Annotated in this window: 26 protein-coding genes; 8 read left to right on the top strand and 18 right to left on the bottom strand. The window is 73.7% G+C overall.

Going from position 1 to position 26,052, the window contains the following annotated elements:
* Position 1: 1 nt before the first annotated feature.
* Together OG490_RS33210 and OG490_RS33205 are read right to left on the bottom strand one after the other, a co-directional pair.
* Positions 2-1,330: an MFS transporter gene (locus OG490_RS33210; protein ID WP_330299971.1), complete on the bottom strand. Its 1,329-nt coding sequence runs from the start codon at positions 1,328-1,330 to the stop codon at positions 2-4.
* 2 nt (positions 1,331-1,332) lie between these two features.
* Positions 1,333-2,214, bottom strand: coding sequence for an alkaline phosphatase family protein (locus OG490_RS33205; protein WP_330299970.1), 882 nt, complete (start codon positions 2,212-2,214; stop codon positions 1,333-1,335).
* A gap of 266 nt (positions 2,215-2,480) precedes the next feature.
* Between OG490_RS33205 and OG490_RS33200 the strand changes: the two genes are divergently transcribed.
* The gene (locus OG490_RS33200; protein ID WP_330299969.1) at positions 2,481-3,878 is read left to right on the top strand and encodes an alpha/beta hydrolase; all 1,398 of its coding nucleotides are present in this window, start codon (positions 2,481-2,483) and stop codon (positions 3,876-3,878) included.
* Here the strand turns inward: OG490_RS33200 and OG490_RS33195 are convergent.
* Complete coding sequence (locus OG490_RS33195) at positions 3,856-5,364, bottom strand: carboxylesterase/lipase family protein (protein WP_330299968.1); 1,509 nt, start codon at positions 5,362-5,364, stop codon at positions 3,856-3,858. The two genes, OG490_RS33200 and OG490_RS33195, sit on opposite strands and share 23 nt — an antisense overlap.
* Before the next feature lie 147 nt (positions 5,365-5,511).
* On the opposite strand from OG490_RS33195, the gene OG490_RS33190 reads away from it, so the two are divergent.
* Both OG490_RS33190 and OG490_RS33185 read left to right on the top strand, forming a co-directional pair.
* Positions 5,512-5,895, top strand: a complete 384-nt coding sequence (locus tag OG490_RS33190; protein WP_330299967.1) for a hypothetical protein — start codon at positions 5,512-5,514, stop codon at positions 5,893-5,895.
* Positions 5,896-6,012: 117 nt separating this feature from the next.
* The gene (locus OG490_RS33185; RefSeq protein WP_330299966.1) at positions 6,013-6,294 is read left to right on the top strand and encodes a chaplin; all 282 of its coding nucleotides are present in this window, start codon (positions 6,013-6,015) and stop codon (positions 6,292-6,294) included.
* Positions 6,295-6,410: 116 nt separating this feature from the next.
* Here the strand turns inward: OG490_RS33185 and OG490_RS33180 are convergent, their stop codons facing one another.
* The 7 genes from OG490_RS33180 to OG490_RS33150 form a co-directional block, all read right to left on the bottom strand.
* The gene (locus OG490_RS33180; RefSeq protein ID WP_330299965.1) at positions 6,411-7,274 is read right to left on the bottom strand and encodes a tyrosinase family protein; all 864 of its coding nucleotides are present in this window, start codon (positions 7,272-7,274) and stop codon (positions 6,411-6,413) included.
* A 6-nt stretch (positions 7,275-7,280) separates the two neighbouring features.
* A complete protein-coding gene (locus OG490_RS33175; protein WP_330299964.1) occupies positions 7,281-7,670 on the bottom strand; it encodes a tyrosinase family oxidase copper chaperone in 390 nt (129 codons plus the stop codon).
* Positions 7,671-7,744: 74 nt separating this feature from the next.
* Positions 7,745-8,272 carry a GNAT family N-acetyltransferase gene (locus OG490_RS33170; RefSeq protein WP_330299963.1) on the bottom strand — a complete coding sequence of 176 codons (528 nt, stop codon included), beginning with the start codon at positions 8,270-8,272 and terminating at the stop codon, positions 7,745-7,747.
* Between the two features lie 16 nt (positions 8,273-8,288).
* Positions 8,289-8,900: a trimeric intracellular cation channel family protein gene (locus tag OG490_RS33165; RefSeq protein WP_330299962.1), complete on the bottom strand. Its 612-nt coding sequence runs from the start codon at positions 8,898-8,900 to the stop codon at positions 8,289-8,291.
* 248 nt (positions 8,901-9,148) lie between these two features.
* On the bottom strand, positions 9,149-10,297 hold the full coding sequence (locus OG490_RS33160) for an acyl-CoA dehydrogenase family protein (protein ID WP_330299961.1): 1,149 nt from the start codon (positions 10,295-10,297) through the stop codon (positions 9,149-9,151).
* Entirely contained in the window at positions 10,294-11,508 is a 1,215-nt protein-coding gene (locus OG490_RS33155) for an acyl-CoA dehydrogenase family protein (RefSeq protein WP_330299960.1), read from the bottom strand. The genes OG490_RS33160 and OG490_RS33155 overlap by 4 nt, the downstream gene beginning before the upstream one ends.
* Positions 11,505-12,479, bottom strand: coding sequence for an NADPH:quinone oxidoreductase family protein (locus OG490_RS33150; RefSeq protein WP_330299959.1), 975 nt, complete (start codon positions 12,477-12,479; stop codon positions 11,505-11,507). The genes OG490_RS33155 and OG490_RS33150 overlap by 4 nt, the downstream gene beginning before the upstream one ends.
* 374 nt (positions 12,480-12,853) lie before the next feature.
* Here OG490_RS33150 and OG490_RS33145 point away from each other — a divergent pair, with 374 nt between their 5' ends.
* Together OG490_RS33145 and OG490_RS33140 are read left to right on the top strand one after the other, a co-directional pair.
* Entirely contained in the window at positions 12,854-13,753 is a 900-nt protein-coding gene (locus OG490_RS33145; RefSeq protein WP_330299958.1) for an SDR family oxidoreductase, read from the top strand.
* A 102-nt stretch (positions 13,754-13,855) separates the two neighbouring features.
* Positions 13,856-14,458, top strand: a complete 603-nt coding sequence (locus tag OG490_RS33140; RefSeq protein WP_330299957.1) for a TetR/AcrR family transcriptional regulator — start codon at positions 13,856-13,858, stop codon at positions 14,456-14,458.
* A 24-nt stretch (positions 14,459-14,482) separates the two neighbouring features.
* Here OG490_RS33140 and OG490_RS33135 read toward each other — a convergent pair whose 3' ends face one another.
* From OG490_RS33135 to OG490_RS33120, 4 genes are all read right to left on the bottom strand, one after another.
* Positions 14,483-15,787: an MFS transporter gene (locus OG490_RS33135; protein WP_330299956.1), complete on the bottom strand. Its 1,305-nt coding sequence runs from the start codon at positions 15,785-15,787 to the stop codon at positions 14,483-14,485.
* A complete protein-coding gene (locus OG490_RS33130; protein WP_330299955.1) occupies positions 15,784-16,482 on the bottom strand; it encodes a helix-turn-helix domain-containing protein in 699 nt (232 codons plus the stop codon). Before OG490_RS33130 ends, OG490_RS33135 begins: the two co-directional genes overlap by 4 nt.
* 101 nt (positions 16,483-16,583) lie before the next feature.
* A complete protein-coding gene (locus tag OG490_RS33125) occupies positions 16,584-17,417 on the bottom strand; it encodes an enoyl-CoA hydratase/isomerase family protein (protein ID WP_330299954.1) in 834 nt (277 codons plus the stop codon).
* Between the two features lie 79 nt (positions 17,418-17,496).
* On the bottom strand, positions 17,497-18,264 hold the full coding sequence (locus tag OG490_RS33120) for a PIG-L deacetylase family protein (RefSeq protein WP_330299953.1): 768 nt from the start codon (positions 18,262-18,264) through the stop codon (positions 17,497-17,499).
* Between the two features lie 18 nt (positions 18,265-18,282).
* Here OG490_RS33120 and OG490_RS33115 point away from each other — a divergent pair, with 18 nt between their 5' ends.
* Positions 18,283-19,086: an MBL fold metallo-hydrolase gene (locus OG490_RS33115; protein ID WP_330299952.1), complete on the top strand. Its 804-nt coding sequence runs from the start codon at positions 18,283-18,285 to the stop codon at positions 19,084-19,086.
* 19 nt (positions 19,087-19,105) lie between these two features.
* Here OG490_RS33115 and OG490_RS33110 read toward each other — a convergent pair whose 3' ends face one another.
* The 3 genes from OG490_RS33110 to OG490_RS33100 form a co-directional block, all read right to left on the bottom strand.
* Positions 19,106-20,419: an alpha/beta fold hydrolase gene (locus OG490_RS33110; protein WP_330299951.1), complete on the bottom strand. Its 1,314-nt coding sequence runs from the start codon at positions 20,417-20,419 to the stop codon at positions 19,106-19,108.
* 183 nt (positions 20,420-20,602) lie between these two features.
* Complete coding sequence (locus OG490_RS33105; protein WP_330299950.1) at positions 20,603-21,688, bottom strand: S-(hydroxymethyl)mycothiol dehydrogenase; 1,086 nt, start codon at positions 21,686-21,688, stop codon at positions 20,603-20,605.
* Between the two features lie 108 nt (positions 21,689-21,796).
* The gene (locus OG490_RS33100; protein WP_330299949.1) at positions 21,797-22,759 is read right to left on the bottom strand and encodes a LysR family transcriptional regulator; all 963 of its coding nucleotides are present in this window, start codon (positions 22,757-22,759) and stop codon (positions 21,797-21,799) included.
* Between the two features lie 70 nt (positions 22,760-22,829).
* Between OG490_RS33100 and OG490_RS33095 the strand changes: the two genes are divergently transcribed.
* Positions 22,830-23,777 (top strand): dihydrodipicolinate synthase family protein, encoded by a 948-nt coding sequence (locus OG490_RS33095; protein WP_330299948.1) that lies wholly within the window; start codon positions 22,830-22,832, stop codon positions 23,775-23,777.
* Here the strand turns inward: OG490_RS33095 and OG490_RS33090 are convergent.
* A complete protein-coding gene (locus OG490_RS33090) occupies positions 23,774-24,631 on the bottom strand; it encodes a GNAT family N-acetyltransferase (RefSeq protein ID WP_330299947.1) in 858 nt (285 codons plus the stop codon). The genes OG490_RS33095 and OG490_RS33090 overlap by 4 nt on opposite strands.
* A gap of 140 nt (positions 24,632-24,771) precedes the next feature.
* On the opposite strand from OG490_RS33090, the gene OG490_RS33085 reads away from it, so the two are divergent.
* Complete coding sequence (locus OG490_RS33085; protein ID WP_330299946.1) at positions 24,772-25,797, top strand: DUF5954 family protein; 1,026 nt, start codon at positions 24,772-24,774, stop codon at positions 25,795-25,797.
* Positions 25,798-26,052: the final 255 nt, after the last annotated feature.

Here is a 26,052-nt window from a genome sequence, read left to right as displayed (position 1 = left end):
TTCAGACGGCCGCGTCGGCCACGGAGGCCTCGGGGTCCGCGCCGGCTTCGGGAGCCGCGCCGCCCTCGGCGCCGTCCTGCGGCCACAGCCGGACGCAGAACGCGACGGCCCCGGCCAGGGCCACGGCGGCGACGGCCAGCGCGGGGCGGGCGCCCCAGAACGTCCAGGCGGCCCCGAAGCCGAGCGAGGCGGCGAACCGGGCGAGGGCCTGGCCGGTCTGGACGAGCGCGAGCCCGCCGCCGCGGTGCTGCTCGGGTACGGCTCCGGCGGCGGTGGCCATGAGCACCCCGTCGGTGGCCGCGTAGAACGCGCCGTGCAGCAGGAGGACGACGTACGGCAGCGCCGGCTGGTCCCCGCCGACGAGGAGGATCCCGTAGGCGGCGAGCAGCGCGAGGTGGCCGCCGAGGAAGACGCGCCAGCGGCCGATGCGGTCGGCGAGCCGGCCGAGCGGCAGCGCGAGCAGGAAGAACGCGGCGGCGGTGCCCAGGGACAGCAGGGCGAACCAGCGGTCGGCGATGCCCGTGGAGTGCTGGAGCAGCAGGAAGACGAAGGCGTCGCTGACGGTGCACAGGCCGAGCAGGAGCGCGCAGAGGCTGATCCGGCGCAGGTCCCGGCGGCCCAGCAGCCCGAGGGAGGCCCGCAGCGAGACGGGGGCTCCGGTGGCGGTGGGCGCGGTGCGCCGGCCCGGTACGAAGAGCACCAGCACCAGGACGCCGAGCGCGGCCACGCAGGCGCTGACCGTGAAGACGGCGTCGTACCCCTCGGCTGCGCCGCGCAGGATCAGGAAGGCCAGGATCGGCCCGATCAGCGCCCCGGCGGTGTCCATGGCGCGGTGCACGCCGAAGGCCCGGCCGCGGTCCTCGGGGGCGGCCGACAGGGAGATCAGCGCGTCGCGCGGGGCGGTGCGCAGGCCCTTGCCGGTGCGGTCGAGCGCGAGCACGGCTCCGATGGCGGGCAGGGTGTGGGCGAGCAGCAGGAGCGGCTTGCACAGGGCGGAGAGCCCGTAGCCGATGCCGGCGAGGGCCTTGTGGCGGCCGAAGCGGTCGCCGAGGTGGCCGCCGGTGAGCCGGACGAGGGCGCTGACCCCGTTGTAGAGGCCGTCGAGCAGTCCGAAGCCGAGGGGGGTGAGCCCGAGTCCGGCGACGAGGTAGAGCGGGAGCACGGCCGTGACCATCTCCGAGGAGACGTCGGTGATGAGGCTGACCGTGCCGAGGGCGAGCACCGTGGGGGCGAGCGCGGCGCGCCGCCCCGGGCGGATGCCCGGGGCGACGGCCTGCGGCTCGGGGGTCACGGCGGGCGCGGGGGTACCGCGACTGTCCGCAACGTACATGGTCAGGAAGTCCAGATCCCCGTGATGTCGGTGGCGCCGGCAGCGTTCCCCGCGTGGGTGGTCAGGCCGGAGAGGCTTTCGAGGGTGTGCAGCATGTCGTAGTGGTTGTACGTGGTGGCCGTGGTGGAGCCCGGGGTCACGGACTGGCCGTAGAACACGGTCGGGATGTTGTTGCCGGCGAGCCGGTTGTCCTCGTCGAAGGTGACGACGAGCAGGCTGTTGTGGGTCTTGGCCCAGTCCGCGTAGGCCTTGAGGTTGTTCTTGAGCCAGGTGTCGCCGGTGCCGACGGAGCAGTCGTGCATGTCGCTGCAGAGGTTCGGGACGACGAACGAGGTCTTGGGCAGGGTGGTGAAGTCCGTCGGGAACTGGGTCATCGTCTTCGCGGTGCTGGTGGGCACGTTGGAGAAGGCGAACCAGGGGTTGTGCTTCTGGGCGTACTTGCCGCTGGAGCAGGTGGTGGAGCCCTGGCTCGGCAGGGTCTCGTTGTAGCTGCCCCAGGTCTTGCCGGCGGCGATCAGCTCGGACGCCAGGTTGGGCGCGGAGCTGAAGCCGGGGGTGTAACAGCTGTCGCCGGTCACGCCCTGGTTGGAGCCCGAGAAGAGCTGCAGGTAGTTGGGCTGGCTCGGGTGCGTGATGCCGAACGACTTGGTGAGGTTGGCTCCCCCGGTCTTGAGGGAGTTGATGTAGGGGGCGCTGGAGCTGCCGATGACCTGGTTGTAGGCGTGGTTCTCGAAGACCACGACGACTATGTGGTCGGGTGTGGGCAGGCCCGCCGCGTGCGCGGGCTGAGCGGTGCCGATGCCCGCCCACAGCGCGGCCGCGGCGGCGGTGACGCCGAAGGCGGTGGCGAGGGCGGTCTTGCGACGGGACCGTGAAATGGGCATGCCGAACACGGAAATTACCTCCGGGCAGGGGGGAGTCTGGGGGCGGCGCGGACGTACCGTACCGAGTGGCATGTGCATGGGCCAGGGACAGTTGGCGAACAGAACGGGAACTCCGCAGGCCCTTTTCGCGATGGGCAACGTCCTGCCCTAAGGAACCCCAAGAGTCGGAAAAATATGGAACCCCGGAGCACGTACGCTCATCCTTCGATCGAAAGCAGTCTCATCCCGCCCCAATGGGGCAGCACCAAGCCGGAGAGCACCCGCACATGTCGCAGCAGCCGCCCTACGGGCAGCCGTATCCGCAAGGGCAGCAGCAGTACCCCCCTCGCCCGCAGCAGGGCCAGGGCCAGGGGTACGGCTCGCCGCAGCCTCCGTACGGGCAGCAGGAGGGCTACGGCCGCCAGGACCCGTACGGACAGCAGCCGGGCTACGGGCAGCAGCCCGGGTACGGACAGCAGCCCGGCTACGGCCGGCAGCCGGGGTACGGGCAGGAGCCCGGTTACGGTGAGCAGCAGCAGCCGTACCGTGAGCAGGGGCATTACGGCGAGCAGCCCCCGTACGGGAACGAGCCCCCCTACGGCGACGAGCAGCCCGGTGAGCCGCCCCGGCGCCGCTCCAGGGTCCGCCGCTGGGTGATCGCCGGCGCCTCCGTGCTGGCGCTCGCGGGCATCGCCGCGCTGGTGATGAACTACTACGAGATACCGCCGTTCACCGACAAGGGCGAGAGCGTCTCCTTCGGGAAGGCCCCTGGCGGTTCCGACTCCGGTGGCAAGGCCGTCAAGCCGCCGGCGAACTCGAAGATGTCCATGCCGACCGGCCCGGCGGCGGACTTCAAGAACTCGATGACCCTGCCCGACGGCACGCACGTCGCCGTCACCACGCTGGACGGCAAGAAGTCCGGCTTCAAGGGCAAGGTGTGGGTCTGGGCGCCCAAGGAGTACAACGACCCCAAGTACGCCAAGAGCGGGTTCCCGGTCATGATCGCCCTGCCCGGCGGTGCGGGCTACCCGAACAACTACTGGATGGGCACCGACCTGGGCCTCCAGGCGAGCATCAGCAAGTGGTACGGCGAGGGCAAGAGCAAGCCCTTCATCCTGGCCATGCCGGTGCTGAACCCGGCCCCGGACGACAAGGGCATCTACTGGGACGGCTCGGACATCCCGGGCCAGCCCAAGATGGGCACCTGGCTGACCGACGACGTCCCGGACCTGATGCGGGAGAACTTCCGCACGGTCAAGTCCCGTGACGGCTGGGCGTACATGGGCTCCTCCACCGGCGGCTTCGCGAGCCTGAAGGCCGTGCTGAAGTACCCGGAGAAGTTCAAGGCCGCGATCTGCTCCGGCCCGGACATCGTCCCCGACTCCTCCCTGTGGAAGGGCCACGACAAGGAGAAGGCGGAGAACAACCCCGAGCTGCTCGCCAAGGAGCTGATCGACAAGAAGGGGCCGGACGTCTACCTGGCCTTCCAGGTCGGCACCAACGAGAGCAACAAGAACACCTTGCCGAACGTGCAGAAGTTCATCGCCACGTACGGCAAGGGGCCGATCCACACCGACCTGAGGGTGATCCAGGGCGGCCAGCACAACGCCAAGACCTATGTGCCCAACATGGGCGAGGGTCCGATCCAGTTCATCAGCAAGGTCATGGAAGGGCCGGTGGAGTAGCCGCCTCCCGCTCGTCCCGCCCCGGCCCGCCGAACACCTTCGGCGGGCCGTCGCCGTTCCAGGGGGCCCAGCCCGGGTCTCCTGCGACGGCGAAGCGCACCCAGGCCGCGTGCATCTCCCCGGCCAGTTCCTGCGGAGCGTGCGGCCCGGCCAGCCAGGAGGCCTCGGGCACGGCAAGGGTGTCGAAGACGAAGCCCAGTTCCAGCGCGTGGCAGGCGCCGAGTCCCGGGACTCCGGACGGCCACGCGAACTCGTACACGAAGCGCGGAGCGGTACGCCGCTGCGCGCCCTCCCCGTGGTCCTGCCCGTGGCCCGCGGCGAGCCTGCGCAGCGGGTCGCGCAGCAGCCGGTCGGTGAGCAGGTGCCCGAGGAGGTCGGCCGGGCCCGCTGCGGGCCGCTCGGCGCGCAGGGCCCGTACGGCGGCCCGGTCCTTGCCGCTGCGGATCCGGCCCAGGGTCACGGCGAGCGGCCCGAGCCGGTCCAGGAGCCGCATGGCGCCGGTCGGGGCGAGCCAGAGCCGGTACTCCTCGGCGGTCCAGCCCATCAGCAGCGGCATGTTCGCGGAGGCTTCCGCCGCCGCTTCGAGCGGGTCCCCCGGCAGCGTGTCCGGGTCGGTGACCAGGCCGAAGGCGGGGCCGCCGAGCAGCGGGGAGGAGCGGCGCAGTACGGCCGCCTGGGCGGCGAGCAGGTCGGGCAGGGCGACGGCGGCGAAGGCCCCGGCGGTGACGTCCACCTCGAGCAGCGCGGCCATCCGCCGGACCATGGCGCGGACCTTCTCGCGCGCCAGTGCCTCGGGGGCTCCGCTCTGCAGGACGGCCCGGTGGAAGAGCCCGGCCGCGCGGGGTGCCGCGAGCAGGGCGCCGACGCTGATGGCCCCGGCGGATTCGCCGAAGACGGTGACCCGGCCGGGGTCGCCTCCGAAGGCCTCGATGTTCTCGCGGACCCAGGTCAGGGCGGCGATCTGGTCGAGCAGGCCGCGGTTGGCGGGGGCGTCGGGGAACAGTCCGTAGCCGAGGACTCCGAGGCGGTAGTTGACGGAGACGAGGACGACTCCGTCGCGGGCGAAGGCGCCGCCGTCGTAGACGGGGACGGCCGAGGAGCCGCGGGTGAGCGCCCCTCCGTGGATCCACACCATGACGGGCAGCCGGGCGCCGGGCTCCGGCGCCGGGGTCCACACGTTGAGGTTGAGGCAGTCCTCGCCGGGGATCTCCGGGTCGGGCAGCAGCGCGGCGAACTCGTCGGGGTAGGGCACCTTGGGCGCGGTGGGCCCGTAGGCACCGGCGTCGCGGACGCCGTCCCATGCCTCGGGGGGTGCGGGCGCGGCGAAGCGCAGGGCGCCGACGGGCGGGGCGGCGTAGGGGATGCCCTGGAAGACGGCGGTGCCGGCGCGGCCGGTACGGCCTTCGACGGTGCCGTACGCGGTCCGGACCCGGGGCCGTGGACCGGACCGGGTGCGGTCCTGGGCTTCGTCGGCCGCTGTGCTCATCGTGTCGGTCCTCCTGGGCTGGATCGGCCGGGTCCGGCTGGATCCGGTGTCGCGCGCACCGCCGGTCGCACCGTCGCACAGGCGCGCGGCGGGTGACAAGGCGTGACCCCGGCCGGGGCGCACCCGGTTGGGCGGGTCATGCGATCCATGCCTCTTCACCACACCATTCGGAGCCTGTTCCGGGCCGGTTCGGTCCCGGTCCTGCTGTTCGCGGCCGCGGCCGGGACGCTCACGGGCGCCGACGCGTACGCGGCCGACGGCCCCACCGCCGCCCTGGGGACTCCGTCGACCGTCGGGCCGGACTTCCAGTACCTGGGCACGGACGACAAGCCGCACGGTTTCAAGGCTCCCAAGGGCTGCCTGGCCGCGTCCGGCGGCGGCGGGCGTGCGGTGACCAACAAGACCGGGTCCACGGTCACGTTCTACCGGGAGCCGGGCTGCGCGGGCCCCGCGGTGCAGGTCCTGCGGCCGGGGGCCGTCCAGCCGGTGCAGCCGTACTTCGCCTCCGCCCGGTTCGGGATCACCAAGTAGTTCGGATCACCGGCGGCCCAGCGGCCGTGACCCTTGGGCGGTCCCCGCGTTGTATGCCATGTCAAACGCCGCAGGTTCTCTTTCTGCGGCACCCCCGTTTCACTCTAGGAGATCTTGATGTCGCGTATCGCGAAGGCATTCGTCATCACCGCTGCCGCCGGTAGCGCCCTGGCCGCCGGTGCGGGTCTGGCGGCTGCCGATGCCGGAGCGCACGGTGCGGCGGTCGGCTCCCCCGGTGTCCTGTCGGGCAACCTGCTCCAGGTCCCGGTGCACGTCCCGGTCAACGTCTGCGGCAACACCGTCAACGTGATCGGTCTGCTGAACCCGGCGTTCGGCAACACCTGCATCAACGCGTCGGGCCACGACGGGCACCACACCGAGGGCAACTACGGCGGCTGAACCGCCTGACCGACCCTGAAGGGGCCCCCGCCGTGCGGCGGGGGCCCCTTTCCCGTGCCGTCCGCTCCGAGGGGGCACCCGGAGCGGTGGAGGGCCGGTTCACTCGTAGCGCCGGTTCACTCGTAGCGGTAGAGCCCCTGGTGGCCGAGCATCTCGCGTGGGCTCACGTCCCAGGGCGGCATCAGCTCGTCGGCGGCGATCACCCGGCCGCGCTGGAGGTCGCCCAGTTCGAGCGGGGCGGCGGGCAGGTAGCCGGCCCCCGGGTGCTTCTGCTGCCAGCGGTCCCAGAGCAGGTCCACGAAGGCGTGGTGCAGCCAGAACACCGGATCGTTGGGCGAGGTGCCGCCCGTCATGTGGCCGCCGATCCACTGGTGCACCTTGTTGTGGTTGCGCCACTTCTCGCTCTTGGGGGCGGACCAGCCCTCCAGCTTGTTGCGGAAGCCGCCGCCCTCGGCCGTCGAGTCCCAGGGCGCGGAGTCGTAGACCGGGTCGTCGAGCGCCCACTGGAGCTCGGCGGCGGTCGGCAGGCTGATCGGGTTCTGCGGCCGGCCCAGGTTGCGGGTGAGGAATTGGGCTTCCGTGACGCCCACGGTGACCGTCCAGTTGCCCCGCTCGTAGGCGAAGGGGCCCGTCATCACCTGGCGGTCGCTCTCGCGGCCGGTCCCGCCCATGAAGTCGTCGGCCCACAGCGAGGAGGCCGGGCTGTTGTCGGCGGTCCAGTCCCAGTAGGGGATGGTGACACCGGAGTCGACGCTCTGCAGCCGGCGCTCGAACTCCAGCAGGTAGCACCGGTGCCAGGGGAAGAACGACGGGGACATGTGCCCGACGCGCAGCTTGCGGTCGCGGTCCGGGACGAAGTACTTGTCGTGGGTGCGCACGAAGGTGTCGTAGGTGCCGTTGCGCTTGAGCTCGATCACGGCCGCCGTGAACCGCTTCTTCTGCGCGCCGGTCAGGTTCTTCTGGTTCTGCCTGACGTACACGGCCGGCTACTCCGGTCCGCCGTGGTGCGGGGCCCCGGACGCCAGCTGGTTGGAGCCCAGTTCGTCCACGGCGGCGCGGGCCAGCTCCCACGGGGTGTCGTAGGACTGGAAGTGGTTGATCCCGCTGAGGTAGCTGCCGTCGGCGCGGCGCATGACGTGCAGGGGCCGGCCGTCGATGCGGACGGCGGCGGCCGCGAGGTCCACGGCGATGTGGCGGCCGCGGTAGGTCTCCTCGGTGAACCGTGTGAGCGGGGCCGGGGTGAGTGTCTGCCGGGGGCGGCGGGCGCGCAGTACGGGGGCCAGGGCCGCGGCGGTGCCGGCGAACACGGCCGCGGTGAAAGCCGTACGGAGGACCGCGCGGCGGGTGAGTGGTGCGGCGGCGGGTGCTGCGTACATACGGTCTCCCTCGCTCGGTGGCCGGTGCCTACGGGTCTAACGCGGCGCGGCGGGCGAGGTCACCGAGGAGACCCCTACTGCTTGGTGTGCTTGTAGTAGAGAGTGGTCGACACGAGCCGTCCGGCCGGGTCGGTGGCGTAGTCGGGGATGGCGCCGGCCACCGTCCAGCCGGCCGCCCGGTACACGCGCTCGGCGGGGCTGCCGCTCTCGGTGTCCAGGAACAGCAGCAGCACCCCGGCGCGGGCGGCGGCCGCTTCGGCCTCGGCGAGCAGGGCGCGGCCGGTGCCGCGGCCGCGGGCCCCGGGGTGGACCATCAGCTTGCGTAGCTCGGCACGGTGGCGGCCGTTGGCCTTCGTCTCGCGGTACCAGCTGACGGTGCCGTCGGCCCGGCCGTCCGGACCCCAGGACACCCACAGTGCGAGGGAGCCCTCTTCGACGGCGGGGAGCAGCGAGTCCCACCAGGCGGCGGCGCCGTCCCGGTCGAGGTCGGCGAGGAAGCCGATGGAGGAACCACCGCGCACGACGGCCAGCAGGAGGTCCGCGAGTTCGTCCCGGTGGGCGGCCAGCCCGATGGCGTCGAGCCGTGCGATGGAGTGGGTCATCCCCCGAGGATAGGGATCAGCCGGCCACGCGCTGCAGGCGGGGCAGGTGCAGATCGCGGAATATGGCGGCCATCCGGAGCCCGAAGACGAGGACGGCGGACACGACGGTGCTGACGGTGTCCGAGGTGCCGACGGAGTGCAGGCCGAGGTAGCAGACGGCCCCCGCGAGCGCGGCCGTCGCGTACACCTCCTCGCGCAGCAGCAGCGGCGGGAACTCCCCGCAGAGCACGTCGCGGACGACCTCGCCGGTGACGCCCGTCAGGACGGCGAGGATGAGCACGGCGACGGGGGTGACGTGGGCGTCGATGGCGGCGCGGGCCCCGATGACGGTGACCACGGCCAGCCCGACCGCGTCGACCACCATGAGCGCGCGGTGCGGGAGCTCCCAGCGGCGCAGGTAGAGCATGGTGGCCACGGCCACGGACGCGATGAGGACGAGCAGCAGCCAGTCGTGGGTCCAGTAGAGGGGGTGCCGGTCGAGGATGAGGTCGCGCAGGGTCCCGCCGGAGATGCTGGCCGCGAAGGCGAGGACCAGCCCGCCGAAGGGGTCCATGTTGGCGCGGTGCGCCGCGAGGACGCCGGAGGCGGCGAAGGCGGCTATGCCGAGGAGGTAGAGGGCGTGCAGCATGCTGCGCCTCCTTCACGGTGCGGGCGGTGCGGACGGGGCGGGGCAACCTGTAGAGGTTGCCGCACCCCGGCCGCGGCCCGCATCGGCCGTTCGGCCGGTCTCCGCGGGGCCGGGCGGGTGCCGCTGCGCGGGGCTTCTCCCCGCCCCGCCCCTTCACCGTTTCCCGGGGCTCCGCCCCGGACCCCAACGTGCGCTGCGCGCCCGTGCCCTCAAACGCCGGGCGGACTGGAATGCGACGGAGCCTGCGGCTACGGCGCCGGGAGCTCCGCGAAGTCCGCCACCAGGCCGCGGTGGTGGCCGGCCGTGCCGAGCGCCAGGGAGTCGGCCTTGGCCCGCTTGAGGTAGAGGTGGGCCGGGTGTTCCCAGGTCATGCCGATGCCGCCGTGGAGCTGGACGCATTCCTCGGCCGCGCGGACCGCGACGCCCGAGCAGTAGGCCTGGGCCACGGCCACCGTGAGCGGAGCGTCGGGGGCTCCCGTCGCCAGGGCGTCGGCGGCCGCGCGGGCCGCCGCGCGGGCGGAGGCCACGTCGAGCCAGAGCCGCGCGAGGCGGTGCTTGAGTGCCTGGAAGGAGCCGACGGGCCGGTTGAACTGGTGGCGTCCGCGCACATAGGCCACGGTCTCCGTCAGGCACCATTCGGCGAGCCCGAGCTGTTCCGACGCGAGCAACCCGGCCCCCGAGAGCAGTGCTCCGGCGATGGCCGCGCGGGCGGTGGCCGGATCCGCGAGCCGGGTTCCGGCGACCCCGTCGAGGGTGACGGTGGCCAGGGGCCGGGTCAGGTCCAGCGCGACGAGCGGGGTGAGCACGACCCCTGCCGCGGTGGCCGGGACGGCGTACAGGCCGGTGTCGGCGAGGACGAGCAGGACGTCGGCGGCCACCGCGTCGGCCACGGCCGTGACGGAGCCGCTCAGCGCGGTCCCGGTCGCCGCCCCCGCGCCGGTGTCCCGGACCGGGGGCGGCAGCGGCGCACCGGGGGCCAGGGTCAGCGGCAGCGCGGGGACGCAGATCCGGCGGCCCGACGCGAGTTCCCGTAGGAGCTCCGTGGGTTCCGGGCCGTCGCAGCCGAGCAGGATCTCCGCCGCGAGGACCGCGCTCGTGAGGTAGGGGACCGGCGCCACGGCCCGGCCGAGCTCTTCGAGGACCACGGCCGCCTCGCGGTGGCTCGCGCCCTGTCCGCCCAGCTTCTCCGGTACGAGGAGTCCCGCCGTGCCCATGTCGGCGGCCAGGGTCCGCCACAGCTCCGGGTCGTGCGGACGGCCGCCCTCGATCCGGCCGAGGATGCCCGGGGCGTCGCAGCGGGCGGCGAGGAGGGAGCGTACGGCTGTGCGGAGTTCCTCCTCCGTCTCGGAGTACAGCAGGTCGAGGGGGGCGGCGCTCGGGGGGTTCGGCGGCGTCATCGAGCCAGGTCCTTCCATGCGAGGTCCTTGTCGTCGCGCGGCTCGGCGGGCAGGCCGAGTACGCGTTCGGCGACGATGTTGAGGAGGATTTCGCTGGTGCCGCCCTCGATGCTGTTGCCCTTGGCGCGCAGGTAGCGGTATCCGGCGTCGCGGCCGGTGAAGTCGACGATCTCGGGGCGGCGCAGGGTCCAGTCCTCGTACAACAGCCCTTCCTCGCCGAGGAGTTCCACCTCCAGTCCGCTGATCTCCTGGTTGAGGCGGGCGAAGGTGAGCTTCATCCCCGAGCCCTCGGGGCCGGGCTGCCCGGCGACGAGCTGCTGGCGCAGCCGCTCCCCGGTGAGCCGGGCGACCTCCGCCTCGACCCACAGTTCGAGCATCCGCTGGTGCAGGGCGTGCGTACGCAAGCGAGGGCGCTCGCGCCAGGCGGCGGCGACCGGGGCGATCATGCCGCCCTCGCGCGGGATCCGCATGCCGCCGATGGAGACCCGCTCGTTCATCAGGGTGGTGCGGGCCACGGCCCAGCCCTGGCCCACGGCGCCGAGGCGGTGGGCGTCGGGGATCCGGACCCCGGTGAGGAAGACCTCGTTGAACTCGGCCTCGCCGGTGATCTGGCGCAGCGGACGCACCTCGACGCCCGGGGCGTGCATATCGCACAGGAAGTAGGTGATGCCCTGGTGCTTGGGCAGCGCGGGGTCGGTCCGGGCGATCAGGATGGCCCAGCGGGCGGTGTGGGCGCTGGAGGTCCACACCTTCTGGCCGTCCACGACCCACTCCCCCGCGGCCTCGTCGAGGACCGCGCGGGTGCCGAGCGCGGCCAGGTCGGAGCCGGCGCCGGGCTCGCTGAAGAGCTGGCACCAGACTTCCTCGCCGATCCACAGGGGGCGCAGGAAGCGCCGCTTCTGCTCCTCGGTGCCGTACGCGAGGATCGTGGGTGCGGCCATGCCGAGGCCGATGCCGATCCGCCGCGGGTCGTTGTCGGGGGCTCCGGCAGCCTCCAGCTCGGCGTCCACGACGACTTGGAGGGAGCGGGGCGCCGCGAGTCCGCCGAGGCCCTGGGGGTAGTGGACCCAGGCGAGTCCGGCGTCGAAGCGGGCCCGCAGGAAGTCTTCGCGTCCGGTGCCGGCGGGCGGGTGCGAGGCCAGCAGCTCCCGTACGCGTACGAGCAGTTGGTCGGCGGTGACCGCGGCGGCGGCCTGGCCGGCGGCGGTCATCGGGCGGCCCCGTCCAGGGCCGGTACGACGACCAGGCGGCCGGTGGTGGTCCCGTCGGCGAGGCGCTGCACGGCGTCGGCGGCCCCGGCGAGCGGGATCCGTTCGCTGACCAGCGGCCGGATGGAGCCGTCGGCGGCGAGGCGGGTGAGCTCGGCGTGGCAGGCGGCGATGGCGGCCGGGTCCTTGGCGGCGTAGAGGCCCCAGTGGAGGCCGAGGACGGCGTAGTTCTTCACCAGGGCGTGGTTGAGTGCCGGAGCGGGGATGGTGCCGCTCGCGAATCCGACGACGACGATGCGGCCCTCGAAGGCCACGCACTTGGCCGAGGCGGTGTAGGCGTCGCCGCCGACCGGGTCGTAGACCACGTCGGCGCCGCGTCCTGCGGTGAACTCCTTGACCCTCGCCACCACGTCCTCGCTCGTGCGGTCGATGACGAGGTCGCAGCCGAGCTCCTCGGCGGTGCGGACCTTGGCCTTGCCGCCGACCACTCCGATGACGGTGGCCCCGGCGGCCTTGCCGAGCTGGACGGCGGCGCTGCCGACCCCGCCGGCGGCGGCGTGCACCAGGAGGGTCTCGCCGGACTGGAGGCGGGCCCGGCGGTGCAGGCCGAACCAGCCGGTCTGGTAGCCGATGTGCAGGGCCGCGGCCTCGGCGTCGTCGAGGGTGTCCGGGGCGGGGAGCAGGGACCGCGCGGAGGCGGTGACGTACTCGGCGAAACCGCCGTGCGGCAGGCTCGGGTTGGCGATGACGCGGCGGCCGTCCTCGGTCTCCCCGCAGATCTCCACGCCGGGGGTGAAGGGCAGCGGTGGGCGGATCTGGTACTGGCCGCGCACGAGCAGCGCGTCGGGGAAGTTGACGTTGGCGGCGAGCACCTTGAGCCTCACCTCGCCCTCGCCGGGCACCGGTTCGGGCACCTCTTCGAGGCGCATGGCCTCGCGGGGCTCGCCGGGGGTGTGTACTCGCCATGCCTGCATCCGGGGCCTCCAGCCGCCGACGGGGAATCACGCCTCGCGGGCATACTAAGCGGTCGCTTGCAGCCCTGGGAACCTCCCGGGACCCCCGGGAAGCGGCTGCTCCGCATCAACCGTCGCCCATCGGGTCGCATCCGTCCCGCTTTCGGGCCACATCCGGCGCGAGCACGGAGCGAGCTCGGAGCGAACACGACCCGAGTGCAGCGCGGGCACGACGCGGGCACGACGCGAGCACAGCGCGGGCACGACGCGAGCACAGCGCGGGCACGACGCGAGCACGGAGCGAACACGACGCGGGCAAGACCCGAGCACGTCACTGGAACGAGCTGCGCCGCGGCCATGGCGGTCTCGGCGTCCGCACGCTATCGATGGGCCGCATGGAGAACCCCTTGCGCGGCCTGCCCGCGCCGCCGCCGCTCGGCTCCGCCGCCCTGCCCCCCGGTACGTACGCGGGGCAGGTGGTGCTCGTGACCGGCGGCGGCACCGGGCTGGGCAAAGCCATCGCCACCGAATTCGCGCGGCTCGGCGCGGACCTGGTGATAGCCGGCCGCCGGATCGAGCAGCTGAAGTCGGCCCAGGATGAGCTGGCGGCCGTACCCGGTGCGGGCCGGGTGACGGCCGCCGTCTGCGACATCCGGGACCCGGAACGGGTGGCCGAGGTGTTCGACGCGGCCGGGGCCGCCTTCGGCCGGCTGCCGGACGTGCTGATCAACAACGCCGCGGCCAATTTCCCCTGCCCGGCCGAGGACCTGTCCCCCAACGCCTGGCGGGCGGTGGTCGACATCACCCTCACCGGCACCTGGTTCACCACCCGCGAATTCGGCCGCCGCCACCTCGCCGCGGGCAGCTGCGGGTCCATCGTGAACATCGGAGCCTCGTACGCCTGGACGGGCGGGCCGGGATTCGCCCACAGCGCCGCCGCCAAGGCCGGGGTGAAGAACCTCGTGGAGACGCTGGCCGTCGAGTGGGGGCCGTACGGCATCCAGATCAACGGCCTGGTCCCCGGGCTGTTCCCGCACGCGGACATGACCGAGGACATCCGGGGCGGCCTGGACCGGGCCGCCCCGGACGCCAAGGACAACCGGCAGCCCGCCCTGCGGGTCGGCGCGCCGCGCGAACTGGGCTGGGCCGCGACCTTCCTGGCCTCCCCCTACGCCCGTTTCATCACCGGCCACACCCTGGTCGTGGACGGCGCGAACTGGCAGCGCCGGTCCCTGGTCAACCCCGAAGTGGTGCCGGTACGGGAGCAGCTGGGCCGTGGCCCGTTCGCCCTCTGACCACTCTGCGGAGCGGCGCCGGAGGGCGGCCGGTGGTGTGGCACATTGACCTCCTGCATCCCATCGACCTCTTGCATCCCATAGACCCTCGGAGGTGTTGCGGTGAGCACGGTCAGTACGGGCCGCCCGTCGTTGACGGAGCGGCGCAGGGAGGCCACGCGGTTCGAGATCGCGGAGGCCTCGGCCGCGCTGTTCTCCGAGCGGGGGTACGAGGCCACCACGGTCGACGACATCGCGCGGGCCGCCGGCATCTCGCTGCGCACCTTCTACCGCTACTGCCCGGCCAAGGAGGACGCGCTGACCCCCGTACTGACGGCCGGGGTCGCCACCCTGGTGGAGGAGCTGGCCCTGCGCCCCGCGGGCGAACCGCTCACCGAGGCCGTCCAGGCCGCCTTCACGACCGCGACGGCGGGTGCGCGCTACGAGGAACCGGGCCAGACGGTCCGCCTGATCCAAGTGATGAGCCGGGTCCCGGCGATCCGCCTGCGCTGGCTCGCGGCCGCCCGCGCGATGCAGGACCGCCTGATCCCGGTGCTCGCGCTCCGTACGGGCCGCCCCGAATCCGCCCTGGAGACCCGTCTCCTGGCGGCCGTGCTCATCGACGCCGTCACGGTGGCGCTCGAACACTGGGCCGCCGAGGACGGCCGCGACCCCCTCCCCGCCGTATCGGCCCGCGCCCTCGCGCTGCTGCGGCTGGAGGAGTAGGCCGTCTCTTTCGGATCTTTCCGGTCAGCTCGGGCAGGTGCTCGTGGACGGCTCCGGCACACCGCGGCGGGCCCACAGGAGGGCTCCCGCCAGCAGCGCGGCGCCCCCCACCAGCCAGGGCAGCGGACCCGGCCCCAGGACTCCGATGGCCAGGCCGGTGAGGGCTCCGGCCAGTTGCAGGGCCAGGGACTGGACCGAGAGCGCGGTGGCCCGGCCGGCGCTGGAGACGCGGCGGTGCAGGATGTCGTTCTCGCTCGGTCCCGCCGCACCGATGCCGAGGTAGACCAGTCCGTAGCCGGTGGCCGCCAGGACCACGGAGCCGACCCCGGTGGACAGCGCGGTGACGCCGAGCAGGAGCAGGCCGGCCGCACTGGCGCCGAGGCTCGCCATGACGGCGCGCTCCCCGCTGCCCGCGAGCCGGGCGGCCAGCGGTGCGAGGTGGCTGCCGACGCCGGAGCAGACGAATCCGGCGCAGGCGAGCGCGGCGAAGAGCACCGCACCCGAATCCGATGCGCCCGTGAGGGCCGCGGCGCGTCCCGGAGTGAACAGTTCCAGCGCCGCCAGGGCGCTGCCGGCGGCCCCGGCGCTGAGGAAGATCCGGCGGACCATCGCGTCGCGGCCGCCCAGGCGCAGTCCGTCCACGACGGTGACCGGGATGCCCCGGAGCACCTCGCGCAGGGCGGCCGCGGGTCGGGGCGGCTCGGGCAGGGCGGCCAGGACGTAGAGCACGAAGGCGATCTCGACCGCCGCGCCCAGCAGCAGCGGCACGGAGAGCGGCAGCACCAGCCCGGAGGTGGCCCCGCCCAGCCGGGCGCCGAGGTCGGGGCCGGCTCCGAGCAGCCAGGGGAGGGTGCCGCCGAGCAGGGTGCCCGCGGCGAGCGCGGCGGAGGTGGCCGAGGAACCGCGGGACAGGCCGGTGCGGAGTTCGGCGTCGGGGCCGGAGTGCGCCTGGAGGGTGTCGACGTACCAGGCTTCGGCCGGTCCGCTGGACAGGGCTCGGCCCGCGCCCATCAGCACCATGCCCAGGCCCAGGAGCCAGGGGGCGGAGCCGAGGCCGAGGAGGGTCAGGGCGGCCAGGTTCAGGAGCCCGGCGGCGGCCAGGACGGCGCGGCGCCCCAGGACGTCGGAGAGTCCCCCGGTGGGCAGTTCGAGCGCTGCGGCGACCAGGGAGTGCGCGGCGAAGAACCCGGCGATGGCGGCCATGGTCATGCCGCGCTCGGTGAGCAGCAGGATCAGGGGGGCGACGGTGAGCCCCAGCGGAAGCCAGAAGAGGGCGCAGACCGTGACGTAGCGGCGGCGCGCGGCGGGTATGTCCAGCCGTCCGGTCACGACGCCGCCTCCCCGGTGCCGGTGGCCGCCGGGGCGGGCGCGGAGGCGGGCTCGGAGGCGGGGGCGGCGGCGGGCGCGGAGGCGGCGGCCGGTACCGGCTCCGCGGCGGGTTCGCGGGCGGCCAGGGGCAGCCCCGCGGTGAGGAGGACGACCCGGGCCGCGCGGGGGTCCTGCGCGTCGCGGCCGGTCAGCTCCTCCAGCTTCCGGTCGAGGACCTCCCAGAGTTCGGTGAGCGACTCGGGCGTCAGGCGGGGCATCAGGTCGTCGATCCTGGCGGGTTCCGCCCACTCCCGCCCCAGGCGGCCGTCGGCGAGGTCGGCCTCGTGCCGGACGAGGGAGGCCTCCAAGTGCTGGATCTGGGCCCGGCGCGAGAGACCGACCCAGGCGCGGCTGTCCGGCGAGGCGTCCATCGCGCCGTTGCTCCAGGAGGTCACGGAGTGCACCGCCCGCCAGCGGCGCTCCCGCCCGTCGCGGTGCTCGGCCTCGGCGACGAACGCGTACTTCGCCAGGACGCGCAGGTGGTAGCTGGTGGATGCGGAGGACTCCCCCGTGCTCACGGCGAGTTCGCTCGCGGTGGCCGGGCCGTCCTGCCGCAGCAGTCCGAGCAGCCGGATCCGCAACGGGTGCGTGAGGGCCTTCAGGGCTGCTGCGTCCCGTTCGGGATCGATGACTCGCCTCTGCTCTTCGCCGATCATGACGGGAGGCTAGATCACCCCGAGGGCTTTCCAAAAGTATTTTTGCAGAACTTCTTTTGGAATCTGGTGGATCGGCCGCCGGGACCTCAACCGCCGCGCCCTCAGGCCCCCGTGAAGCGTGGCGGGCGGCGGGACGCCTTGGCGGTGTAGCCCTCGCGGGAGTCCTCCGAGGTGAGGGTGAGGGCCGCCGTCATCGCCACACGGTCCAGGGCCGCGGGCAGGGCGGCGTCCGCGTAGGAGTCGACGGCCCGCTTGATGCCCTGGACCGCGAGGGGGGCGTTGGCCGCGATCTCCGCCGCGAGGGAGCGGGCCGTCGATTCCAACTCCGCCACCGGCACGACCTGTTGGACCAGGTTGAGCCGCAGCGCCGTCTGCGCGTCGATGCGGCGGCCCGTCAGTGCCAGGAACTTGGCCCAGCCCGCGCCCGCCTCGCGTGCGATGCGCAGGTCTCCGCCGGCGTCGACCGCAACGCCCAACTGGGCTTCCGGCAGAGCGAAGACGGCGTCGTCCGCCGCGATCCGGATGTCGGCCATCAGGGCCAGCTCGAAGCCGAAGCCCAGGCAGTAGCCCTGCGCCGCGGCCACCACCGGCTGCGGCAGCCGGGCGAGGACCGCGAAGCGTTCGTGGACCCAGCGGATGCCCTCGTAGTAGTTCCGGTTCCGCTCGGCGGCCGAGGCGCCCGTGATCGCCCCGCCCGGCGCCGTCACGTCGATCCCGGCGCAGAAGGCCCGTCCTTCGGCCCGGAGCAGGACCACCCGTACGTCCGGGTCGAAGCGGATCCGGTCGGCCAGCAGGCCCAGCTGGCGGGTGGACTCCCAGCTCCAGCCGTTGAGTTTGTCCGGTCGGCAGAGGGTGAGTTCCGCGATCCCGTCCGCGACCTCCAGACGGATCCGTTCCTCACCCTCCGCGATCTCCGTGCCGATGGTGTCGATCACGCGGACACCCTAAGCGGTCTCGGGGAAATGGGGTACGTTTCCGTGCCCCATTTCCCCGAGACCGCTTAAGGCGGACCGCTCAACGCGGGAAGACCTCGAACGCCACCGCCGGCCGCCCGCCGAACCGGGCCGACGCCTGCCGGGCGTTGCCCGTCAGGAAGTTGCGTACGTAGGTCTCCGGGTCCTCGTCCGTCAGGACCTCGATGTACGCCTTGTGCTCCATCAGCGATTTCACCGAACGCTCCAGCCCCGGACCGGCGTCGGCCGCGTGCGTGGGCGTCGTGGTGCCGGACACCGCGACCCAGCGCACCCCGTCCCAGGGCTCCAGCCCCTGCTCCGCGATGAGTTCGGGGAAGATCCAGCGGTTGCCCGCGTCGCCCGCCGCGTCCAGGGTGGCCCGGCCGACCGCCTTGTGGTCGGGGGTGTTCCACCAGCCGCCGCCGTCGGCACCGCCCCAGGTGTCGCGGTGGTTCATGGTGATGACCAGCTCGGGCCGGTGGCGGCGGATGGCGGCCGCGATGTCCCGGCGCAGTGCGAGGTTGTACTCGATCACGCCGTCGCGGTAGTCCAGGAACTCCACCGTGGACACGCCGACCACCGCGGCGCTGGCGCGCTGTTCGGCTTCGCGCAGCGGGGCGCAGGCGACGGGGTCGATCGTGTCGATGCCCGCCTCACCGCGCGTGGCCAGCAGGTAGACCACTTCGCGGCCGCCGTCGGTCCAGTCGGCGATGGCCGCCGCGCACCCGTACTCCAGGTCGTCGGGGTGGGCCACCACGGCGAGCGCGCGCTGCCAGTCGGTGGGCATGGGCTCCAAGGACGCTGCGGGCGCGTCCAATTGTTCAGTCATGCGTCGCACAATAGGCGAATGGACAGACGGGGCCGGGTAGTGGCACTGCTCGACGCATCGGGGACCTTCTTCGAGCCGGCCCGCACGGCCTTCCCCGGGGCGGACCCCGCCGCCTGGGCGCGGGCCGCCCGGCTGGATCCGGGCGCGGCCGGGCCGGACGGCTCCTGGCGGCTGGACTTCCGGTGCTTCGCGGTGGCCGGCCCGGGCGGCCGCTGGGTGCTGATCGACGCGGGGATCGGTCCGGCGCACGGGCCTGCGGCGGGCTGGGCCCCGGTGCCGGGCCGGCTGCCGGCGGCGCTCGCGGAGGCGGGGATCGGCCCGGCCGATGTGGAGGCGGTGGTCCTGACCCATCTGCACGAGGACCACACGGGCTGGACCCGGGACGCCACCGGCCGGCCGTTCTTCCCGGCCGCGCGTCACCTCGTACAGAGCGCGGAGGTGGCGGCGCTGGACCGGGCGGATCCCGTGTGGGAGTGGGTGGTCGCGCCGCTGCGGGCCGCCGGGCAGCTGCACGAGGTGACCGGGGTCCACCGGCTCGCCCCCGGTCTTACCCTGCTGCCGACGCCCGGTCACACTCCCGGCCACCAGTCGGTGCTGGTGGAGCAGTCGGCTCCGGGCGGCGGCGCCAGGGACGTGCTGGTCACCGGGGACGTGCTGGTGCATGCGGTGCAGCTGGCCGATCCGGCGGTCCCGTACTCCCACGAACGCGACCCGGCCGCCGCCCGCGCCTCGCGGGAGGCGCTGTTCGCCGAAGCGGCCGGGCGCGGCGCCCTGTTGGCCACCGCACACCTGACCCGCGCCTTCGTCGAACCCTCCGCCTGACCCGCTGCGGGGGCGCCGCTCAGACCTCGTCGCGTACGAGCGCCAGCAGCCGGTCCAGGACGCGCGGGCCGCCCGCCCGGACGCCGTCGTGGTCGAACTCGTCCGTCACCCAGGTCCGCAGGCCCCGTACGGCCCGGGCGGTGGCCAGGGAGTGCGCGGTGTCCACGTACATGTCGTCGTGGTAGACGGCGGCGGCCACCGGCACCTCGTTGGCGGCGAGCCGCGCCGGGTCGTACAGGGGCGTCCAGCCGGTACGGGCGGCCAGCAGTGCGGCGGTCTCGCGCAGCGGGGCGAGCGCCGGGTCGCAGTCGAAGTGCCAGGGGTGGACGGTCTCGCCGGTGAAGTACAGCGGCTCGTCGCCCTTGAGGGTGAGGGCTGCGTCGAAGCGCGGCTGCTCTGCGCGCACCCGGTCGGCTGCCCAGCCGAGGGGCGCGGCCGGGTCCTGGGCGTAAATGGTCTCGTGGATCAGCGCGTACAGGGGGTGTCCGGCGAAGGAGAGCTGGGCGTGGACGGCCTCCAGGAAGGCGTCCGAGAGGGCGGGCCCGGCCGTGGTGGGGACGAAGGCGTCCTCCAGCAGGTAGTGCAGCTGGTGGCTGCCGTCCGAGACGCCGAGGAGGAGGCCCAGGGACTGGAAGGCCTCGACCGTCAGCCGGTAGCCGCCCGGGAGTTCGGCGGGCTGGTCGTGGAGGTGGGCGGCGATGCGCCGGGCCCGCTCGACGTCCATGGGGTAGCGGGCGTAGTGCTCCCGGTTCTTGCGCTCCATGCGGGGGTACGCGGCCTCGTACACCTCGGCGGCCGTCGCGTCGAGGGACGGCAGCCCGCCGGTGATCAGGGCCGCGCTCAGCCCCTCGGGGGCGACGCCGAGGTAGTGGGTGACGCAGAACCCGCCGAAGCTCTGGCCGAGGACGGTCCAGGGCGCGCCGCCGGTGAGGAGGGGGCGGATGGTCTCGGCGTCGCGCACGATGGAGTCGGTACGGAAGTGGGCGAGGTACTCGGCCTGCTGCGCGGGGGTGCCGCGCAGGGGCAGGGTCTGCCGGTTGAGCGGGGTGGACCGGCCGGTTCCGCGCTGGTCCAGGAGGAGGACCCGGTACTCGGCCAGGGCCCGCTCCAGCCAGGCCTGCCGGCCGACGAACCGGCGGGCGCCGAAGCCGGGACCGCCCTCCAGGTAGAGCAGCCAGGGCAGGGACTCGGGGTCCTTCCCGGTGGCCACCAGCTCGCGCGCGTACAGCTCGATCCGCTCGCCGCCGTCCGGGCGGGCGTGGTCGAGCGGCACCGTGAAGCGGTGGTCGGTGATGACGACACCGGGCTGGCGGTAGCTGGCACTGGAGGTCACGGACGGCCCCTTGGACGGCGGTGCCCCGGCCGGGTCGCGACCGGGGTGCGGAATGGCGGTGCGGCCGAGTCTAGTACGACTCTCCGCTACGCCCTGCCCCTTACCCGGAGGGCCGGGCCCCGCGCGTCCTAACGGCAGGGGCCGGGCCCCGCGCACCCTAGCGGCAGGGCCCGAGCCCCCGCGTCAGAACTCGACCACCGAGCGGAGCACCTCGCCGCGCTCCATCCGCTCGAAGGCCGCTTCGACCCCGTCCAGTGCGATCCGCTCGGAGACGAAGGCGTCGAGGTCCAGGCGGCCCTGCAGGTAGAGGTCGATGAGCAGGGGGAAGTCCCGCTCGGGCAGGCAGTCCCCGTACCAGGAGGACTTCAGGGCGCCGCCGCGCCCGAAGACGTCCAGCAGCGGGAGTTCGAGCTGCATCTCCGGCGTCGGGACGCCGACCAGGACCACGGTGCCGGCCAGGTCGCGCGCGTAGAACGCCTGCCGGTACGTCTCGGGGCGGCCGACGGCCTCGATGACCACGTCCGCGCCGTTCCCGCCGGTCAGCTCCTGGATGGCCTTGACCACGTCCTGCGTACCGCCGTTGACGGTGTGCGTGGCGCCGAGCCCGCGCGCCCACTCCAGCTTCCGGTCGTCCAGGTCCACCGCGATGATCCGCGAGGCGCCGGCCAGCCGTGCGCCCGCGACGGCCGCGTTGCCCACTCCCCCGCAGCCGATGACGGCCACGGAGTCCCCGCGCCCGACGTTGCCCGTGTTCAGGGCGGCGCCGATGCCGGCCATCACCCCGCAGCCGAGCAGTCCGGCGGCGGCGGGCGAGGCGGCCGGGTCCACCTTGGTGCACTGGCCGGCCGCCACCAGGGTCTTCTCGGCGAAGGCTCCGATGCCCAGCGCCGGGGAGAGCGGGGTGCCGTCCTCCAGGGTCATCGGCTGGGTGGCGTTGTGCGTGGCGAAGCAGTACCAGGGCTTGCCGCGCTTACAGGCCCGACAACTCCCGCACACCGCACGCCAGTTCAGGATCACAAAGTCGCCGGGGGCCACGGAGGTGACGTCCGGGCCGACCGATTCGACGACCCCGGCGGCCTCGTGGCCGAGCAGGAAGGGGAACTCGTCGTTGATCCCGCCCTCGCGGTAGTGCAGGTCGGTGTGGCAGACCCCGCAGGCCTGGACCCGTACGAGGGCCTCGCCCGGCCCCGGATCGGGCACGAGGATCGTCGTCGTCTCCACCGGTGCGCCCTTGCTCCGGGCGATGACCCCTCGTACGCGATGTGTCACGTGCTACCCCGATCTCGTTCACGGTCCGGTCGGGTCCGGTCCGGCTGCTCCGACGGATCCCCCCGGTCCGGCCAACGTACACGCGCGTTCACATGTGCGGGAGTTGCCTCATGCCCCCGCGCGCCGGGGAGCCAGTTCCGGCGGCACCGCCGAGCGCAGGGCCGCGCCGAAGGCGGCCACGGCCGGGTGGGCGCCGGCCCCACTGCGGAAGGCCAGCTTGGTGCGGCGTTCCATGAGGAGGCGGGTGAGGCCGACCGCCGGGTCCGCGTGCCCGGCGATCCCCAGCTGCGGCACCACCGCCACGCCCTGGCCTGCCGCGACCAGCGCGAGGACGGTGGCGAAATCGTCGACCCGGTGACGGATCCTCGGGGCGAACCCGGCGGCCTGGCAGGCCCGTACGGTCATGGCGTGGCAGAGGGTGCCGTGCGTGGCCATGATCCAGGGCGCGTCGGCATGCCGGCGGAGCATCGCGCCCTGGTCGGGTGGGGCGGCTACGGCCGCTCCGGCCGCTCCGGGCAGGGGCGCCCGGGGCGCCTCCTCCGCCGGGGCCGCCAGGTACATCGCCTCCCGGTACAGCGGCTCGGTGGCCAGCCCGGGCTCCTCGGGGGCGGGGACGAAGTCGTACTCGTGGATCAGGGCCACGTCCAGGTCCCCGGCCCGCAGCGCGTGGGCCACGGCCGCCGGGTCGGTCTCGGACACCATCGGCTCCAGCCCCGGGTGGCGGCGGCCCAGGGCGACCAGGGCCGCCGGGACGATGGCCCGGGTGGCGGTGGGGAAGGACCCGATCCGCAGCGCTCCGGCCAGGCCGCTGCGGGCTTCGGCGAGATCCGCGTCGGCCTGTTCCAGCAGTTCGAGGACGGCTTCGGCGTAACGGACCAGGTTCTGCCCGGCGGGGGTGAGGCGGACCCGGCGGCCGGTGCGCTCCAGCAGGGCCAGGCCCGCCTCGCGTTCGAGGACGCCGAGCTGTTGGGACACCGCCGAAGGGCTGAAGGACAGCGCTTCGGCGACGGCGGCGATGGTCCCCCGGCGGGCGAGTTCGCGCAGCAGGCGCAGGCGTCGTACATCGAGCATCGGATCAGCTTACGGTTCGGATAAGAAATGCGAACTGGATTCGACGCTCGGAGCGGGCAAAGCTCTACGCATGACACCGAACCACTCCACGCGGAGCCTGCGCGGGATCCACGTACCGCTCGTCACCCCCTTCACCTCCACCGGCGAGGTCGCCGCCGAGGCCCTGGAAGCCCTGGCCCACGAGGTGCTCGGCGCGGGCGCCACCGGGATCGTGGCCCTGGGCACCACCTCCGAGGCCGCCGCCCTCGACGAGGGGGAACGCGACCTGGTCACCGACGTCTGCGCCCGGGTCTGCCGGGAGCGGGGGGCGCTGCTGAGCGTGGGCGCCGGGGCGAGCGCGACCCTCGCCGCCGAGGCCTCGCTCGTCCGGCTGAAGCGGTGGCCCGAGGTGGACGCGGCGCTGGTGAGCGTGCCCGCGTTCGTCCGGCCCGCGGCCGCCGGGGTGCTCGCGCACTTCACCCGGCTCGCGCAGGTGAGCCCGGTGCCGCTGATCGTCTACCACGTCCCGTACCGGACCGGGCAGTCGCTGGACGCGGCCGCGCTGCGGGCGATCGGATCGCTGCGCGGGGTGGCGGGAGTGAAGTACGCGGTCGGCGCGGTCGACCAGGACGCGGTGGAGCTGATCGGCGACCTGCCCGAGGAGTTCGAGTTCCTGGTGGGCGACGACGCGTACCTGTCCGCGCTGCTCGCGCTCGGTGCGGCGGGCGGGATCCTCGCCTCGGCGCATCTGGCGACGGCCTCCTTCGCCTCGCTCGCGACGGCCTGGAGCGCGGGCGGGGCGGGCGACGCGGACCGGGCCCGCGCCCTGGGCCACGGGCTGGCCCGCCTCTCCGCCACGCTCTTCGCCGAGCCCAACCCGGCAGTCATCAAGGGCGTGCTGTACGCGCAGGGCCGGATCCCGACCCCCGACGTACGGCTCCCCCTGCTGCCGGCGAGCGGGGCCGCGGTGGCGGCGGCTCAGCGGGAACTGGGCCGCCTCCAGGACGCGTTCCCGGGGCTCGGCGGGGAGACGGCCTAGAGGCCGATGTAGCGGAACTCGTCCAGCACGGCGAAGCCGGTGTTGTCGTAGAGGCTCATCGCCACTTCGTTGCCGCCGAAGACGTTGAACATCATCGCCTCGTCTCCGCCCTGCCGGGTGGCCCACTCGCCTGCGGCCATGGCGGCGCGTCCGTAGCCCTTGCCGCGGTGCTCCTCGTAGACCTCCAGCGAGAAGCCGAAGGTCACGCCGGGCAGGAAGCCGTGGTTCACCCAGCCGGTGCCGATCGCCCGCCCCTCGGCCTCCAGCGCGTAGAAGGCGTGACCCGGGGTCAGGTACCCCTGCGGAAGGTACTTCTCGAAATCCCGGTCGGACTTCTCCTTGGCCTGGGCCGGGGTCAGGGCTCCGGCCCGGACGATGTCCGCGATGTACGCGGCCTCCTCCCCGGCGTACCAGCCCGGGTACTCCTCCTCGGTGAGCCGGCGGACCGTCAGGCCCGCCGGCAGCTCCGGCCGCTCGGCCACGGCGCGCATCCGGTTCTGCCCCCGTACGGGACAGTCGGCGAAGAGCCCCGCTCCGTCTCCGCCGGTGAGCCGGACCTCGGCCCGCTGCGCGCCGTGCTCGGCGCACCACCGCTCGGCCCACGCACGCCCCTGCGGCGCCGTCAGGTCGTGGATCCGGCCCACGGTCGCCCCGTTCTCCTCGGCGACCTCGACCGCGGCCCACCCCGTGCCGTCCGTGGCCACGGTCCAGCCGTCGATCCCCTTCTCGGCCCGCTCCAGCAGGGCCCGCGCCAGAGGTTCCGAGCAGCCTGCGGCCCGGTATCCGGCCAGCACCCGCTCCTGGAACCCGGCCCGCCACTCCCCCTGGTACGCCACGATCTGCATCTCGTCCATCCGCCCACCCTAGGCCGGAGCACCGACAGTCCCGGCCCCCGGGCCGCCGCCGCGGCGAGGGTTTAGCACAACCTCAGTGATTCGGGACCGAGTTGTGGATGCTCCCCGCCGACCGGCCCGGGATGTGCCGAGAATGCGGTATGAGCAGTGAGGTACCTCCCGGGCGCGAGCACCTCTACATGAACGTCGAACACGCGCGGCATCCGGTGGCGGCGGCGCAGGAGGCCGACGCCTCCGACGCGGCGCGGAAGTACGACCACTACGTCGTCCGGGGACCGCTCTTCGGGATCGCCTGCCAGCCGGTGGGTGGCGGGCACCGGTGGCAGGTGCTCAACCCGGTCGCCTGCGGGGTGCCGCAGGACGCCCGGGACGGCCTGAACTCCTCGCTGTGGTTCCGCGCCAAGGACGACACCGACGACCGGGAGGTCCGCCGGGAGCTGCTGGCGGCCGTCGCACGGCTGGAGACGGAGCCCCTCAACGAGATCACGGCGGCCGGCACCCGGTACCGGGTGGTGCGGTGCGAGGAGCTGCTCTACTGCAACAGCGAGGGTCCGGAGCCGCCCCGGCCCACCGATCCGGAGCCGCCCGAGCGCGGCTGGGACCCGGGGACCCGGGAATCCGAGCTGGACGCGGGCTTCGTGATCGACCACATCGCGGCGACGAGCGTCATGGAGGCCACGGAGCGGCTCGCCCTGCGGGAGCTGCAGTACCGCAGCCCCCGCTATCCGGCCGGGGTACGGGCGGACTCGCGGCGGGCGGTGCGCACCCATGCCGGGATCGTGCTGCTCCCGGCCGCGTTCCGGGTGCTGGAGCGCACCGGGGCGGGCTGGGAGCCGGCGAGCACGCTGCTGGCGAGCCCGCACGCGGCCCGGCGGGCGCTGGTCCACATGCTGACGTGGCTCTGGCCGGCCGTGTACGAGCTCCCGGAGCCGGAGCGGGCCGGGTACGCCCGGGCGGCGGAGGAGTTCCGGGCCGCCGGCGACGCGGACTCGGTGCGCCTGGACGACGGCCGCGAGCTGCTGGTCGTACGGATGCGGCGGGTGCTGCGGATCGGGCCCGACGGGCCGGAGGCGGCCCGCCCCTCGGACGAGGTGGAGGGCGGCTGCGGGCCCTCCCGGCTGCACCCGCCGATGGACGAGGACGGCAGGGTCTCCTACGAGACCTGATTGACCCGTGGTGGGCGATTCGCCGCCAACGGGCGGGTCGCCCGAATCAGGTGCGGCGACGGGCGACTTGCCCGTTTTGGGGACCCGCCCGGAATTCCGTGATGTGGGTCACGCCCGCCGCATCAACATCATTTCCCCGGAAGGGTCGATTCCCTTTTCCCGGAGGGAATTTCCGCAATTCCCGGATCCCTTTTCAAGGTCATCCACCGGGCCGATAGCGGGAAGTGGATCTCCCGGTCGAATTCGTGTCTTGTT

Origin of the sequence: Streptomyces sp. NBC_00503, assembly GCF_036346895.1 — a bacterium.
Lineage (GTDB): Bacteria > Actinomycetota > Actinomycetes > Streptomycetales > Streptomycetaceae > Streptomyces.
The sequence above is the reverse complement of the archived record's forward strand: the minus strand, read 5'-3'. Positions and strand labels throughout refer to the sequence as shown.

Bases quoted from the DNA above. Each gene is read 5' to 3' on its own strand.
- OG490_RS33210 (WP_330299971.1), bottom strand. From the start codon at position 1,330: ATGTACGTTGCGGACAGTCGCGGTACCCCCGCGCCCGCCGTGACCCCC.
- OG490_RS33205 (WP_330299970.1), bottom strand. From the start codon at position 2,214: ATGCCCATTTCACGGTCCCGTCGCAAGACCGCCCTCGCCACCGCCTTC.
- OG490_RS33200 (WP_330299969.1), top strand. From the start codon at position 2,481: ATGTCGCAGCAGCCGCCCTACGGGCAGCCGTATCCGCAAGGGCAGCAG.
- OG490_RS33195 (WP_330299968.1), bottom strand. From the start codon at position 5,364: ATGAGCACAGCGGCCGACGAAGCCCAGGACCGCACCCGGTCCGGTCCA.
- OG490_RS33190 (WP_330299967.1), top strand. From the start codon at position 5,512: ATGCCTCTTCACCACACCATTCGGAGCCTGTTCCGGGCCGGTTCGGTC.
- OG490_RS33185 (WP_330299966.1), top strand. From the start codon at position 6,013: ATGTCGCGTATCGCGAAGGCATTCGTCATCACCGCTGCCGCCGGTAGC.
- OG490_RS33175 (WP_330299964.1), bottom strand. From the start codon at position 7,670: ATGTACGCAGCACCCGCCGCCGCACCACTCACCCGCCGCGCGGTCCTC.
- OG490_RS33170 (WP_330299963.1), bottom strand. From the start codon at position 8,272: ATGACCCACTCCATCGCACGGCTCGACGCCATCGGGCTGGCCGCCCAC.
- OG490_RS33165 (WP_330299962.1), bottom strand. From the start codon at position 8,900: ATGCTGCACGCCCTCTACCTCCTCGGCATAGCCGCCTTCGCCGCCTCC.
- OG490_RS33160 (WP_330299961.1), bottom strand. From the start codon at position 10,297: ATGACGCCGCCGAACCCCCCGAGCGCCGCCCCCCTCGACCTGCTGTAC.
- OG490_RS33155 (WP_330299960.1), bottom strand. From the start codon at position 11,508: ATGACCGCCGCCGGCCAGGCCGCCGCCGCGGTCACCGCCGACCAACTG.
- OG490_RS33150 (WP_330299959.1), bottom strand. From the start codon at position 12,479: ATGCAGGCATGGCGAGTACACACCCCCGGCGAGCCCCGCGAGGCCATG.
- OG490_RS33145 (WP_330299958.1), top strand. From the start codon at position 12,854: ATGGAGAACCCCTTGCGCGGCCTGCCCGCGCCGCCGCCGCTCGGCTCC.
- OG490_RS33130 (WP_330299955.1), bottom strand. From the start codon at position 16,482: ATGATCGGCGAAGAGCAGAGGCGAGTCATCGATCCCGAACGGGACGCA.
- OG490_RS33120 (WP_330299953.1), bottom strand. From the start codon at position 18,264: ATGACTGAACAATTGGACGCGCCCGCAGCGTCCTTGGAGCCCATGCCC.
- OG490_RS33115 (WP_330299952.1), top strand. From the start codon at position 18,283: ATGGACAGACGGGGCCGGGTAGTGGCACTGCTCGACGCATCGGGGACC.
- OG490_RS33100 (WP_330299949.1), bottom strand. From the start codon at position 22,759: ATGCTCGATGTACGACGCCTGCGCCTGCTGCGCGAACTCGCCCGCCGG.
- OG490_RS33095 (WP_330299948.1), top strand. From the start codon at position 22,830: ATGACACCGAACCACTCCACGCGGAGCCTGCGCGGGATCCACGTACCG.
- OG490_RS33090 (WP_330299947.1), bottom strand. From the start codon at position 24,631: ATGGACGAGATGCAGATCGTGGCGTACCAGGGGGAGTGGCGGGCCGGG.
- OG490_RS33085 (WP_330299946.1), top strand. From the start codon at position 24,772: ATGAGCAGTGAGGTACCTCCCGGGCGCGAGCACCTCTACATGAACGTC.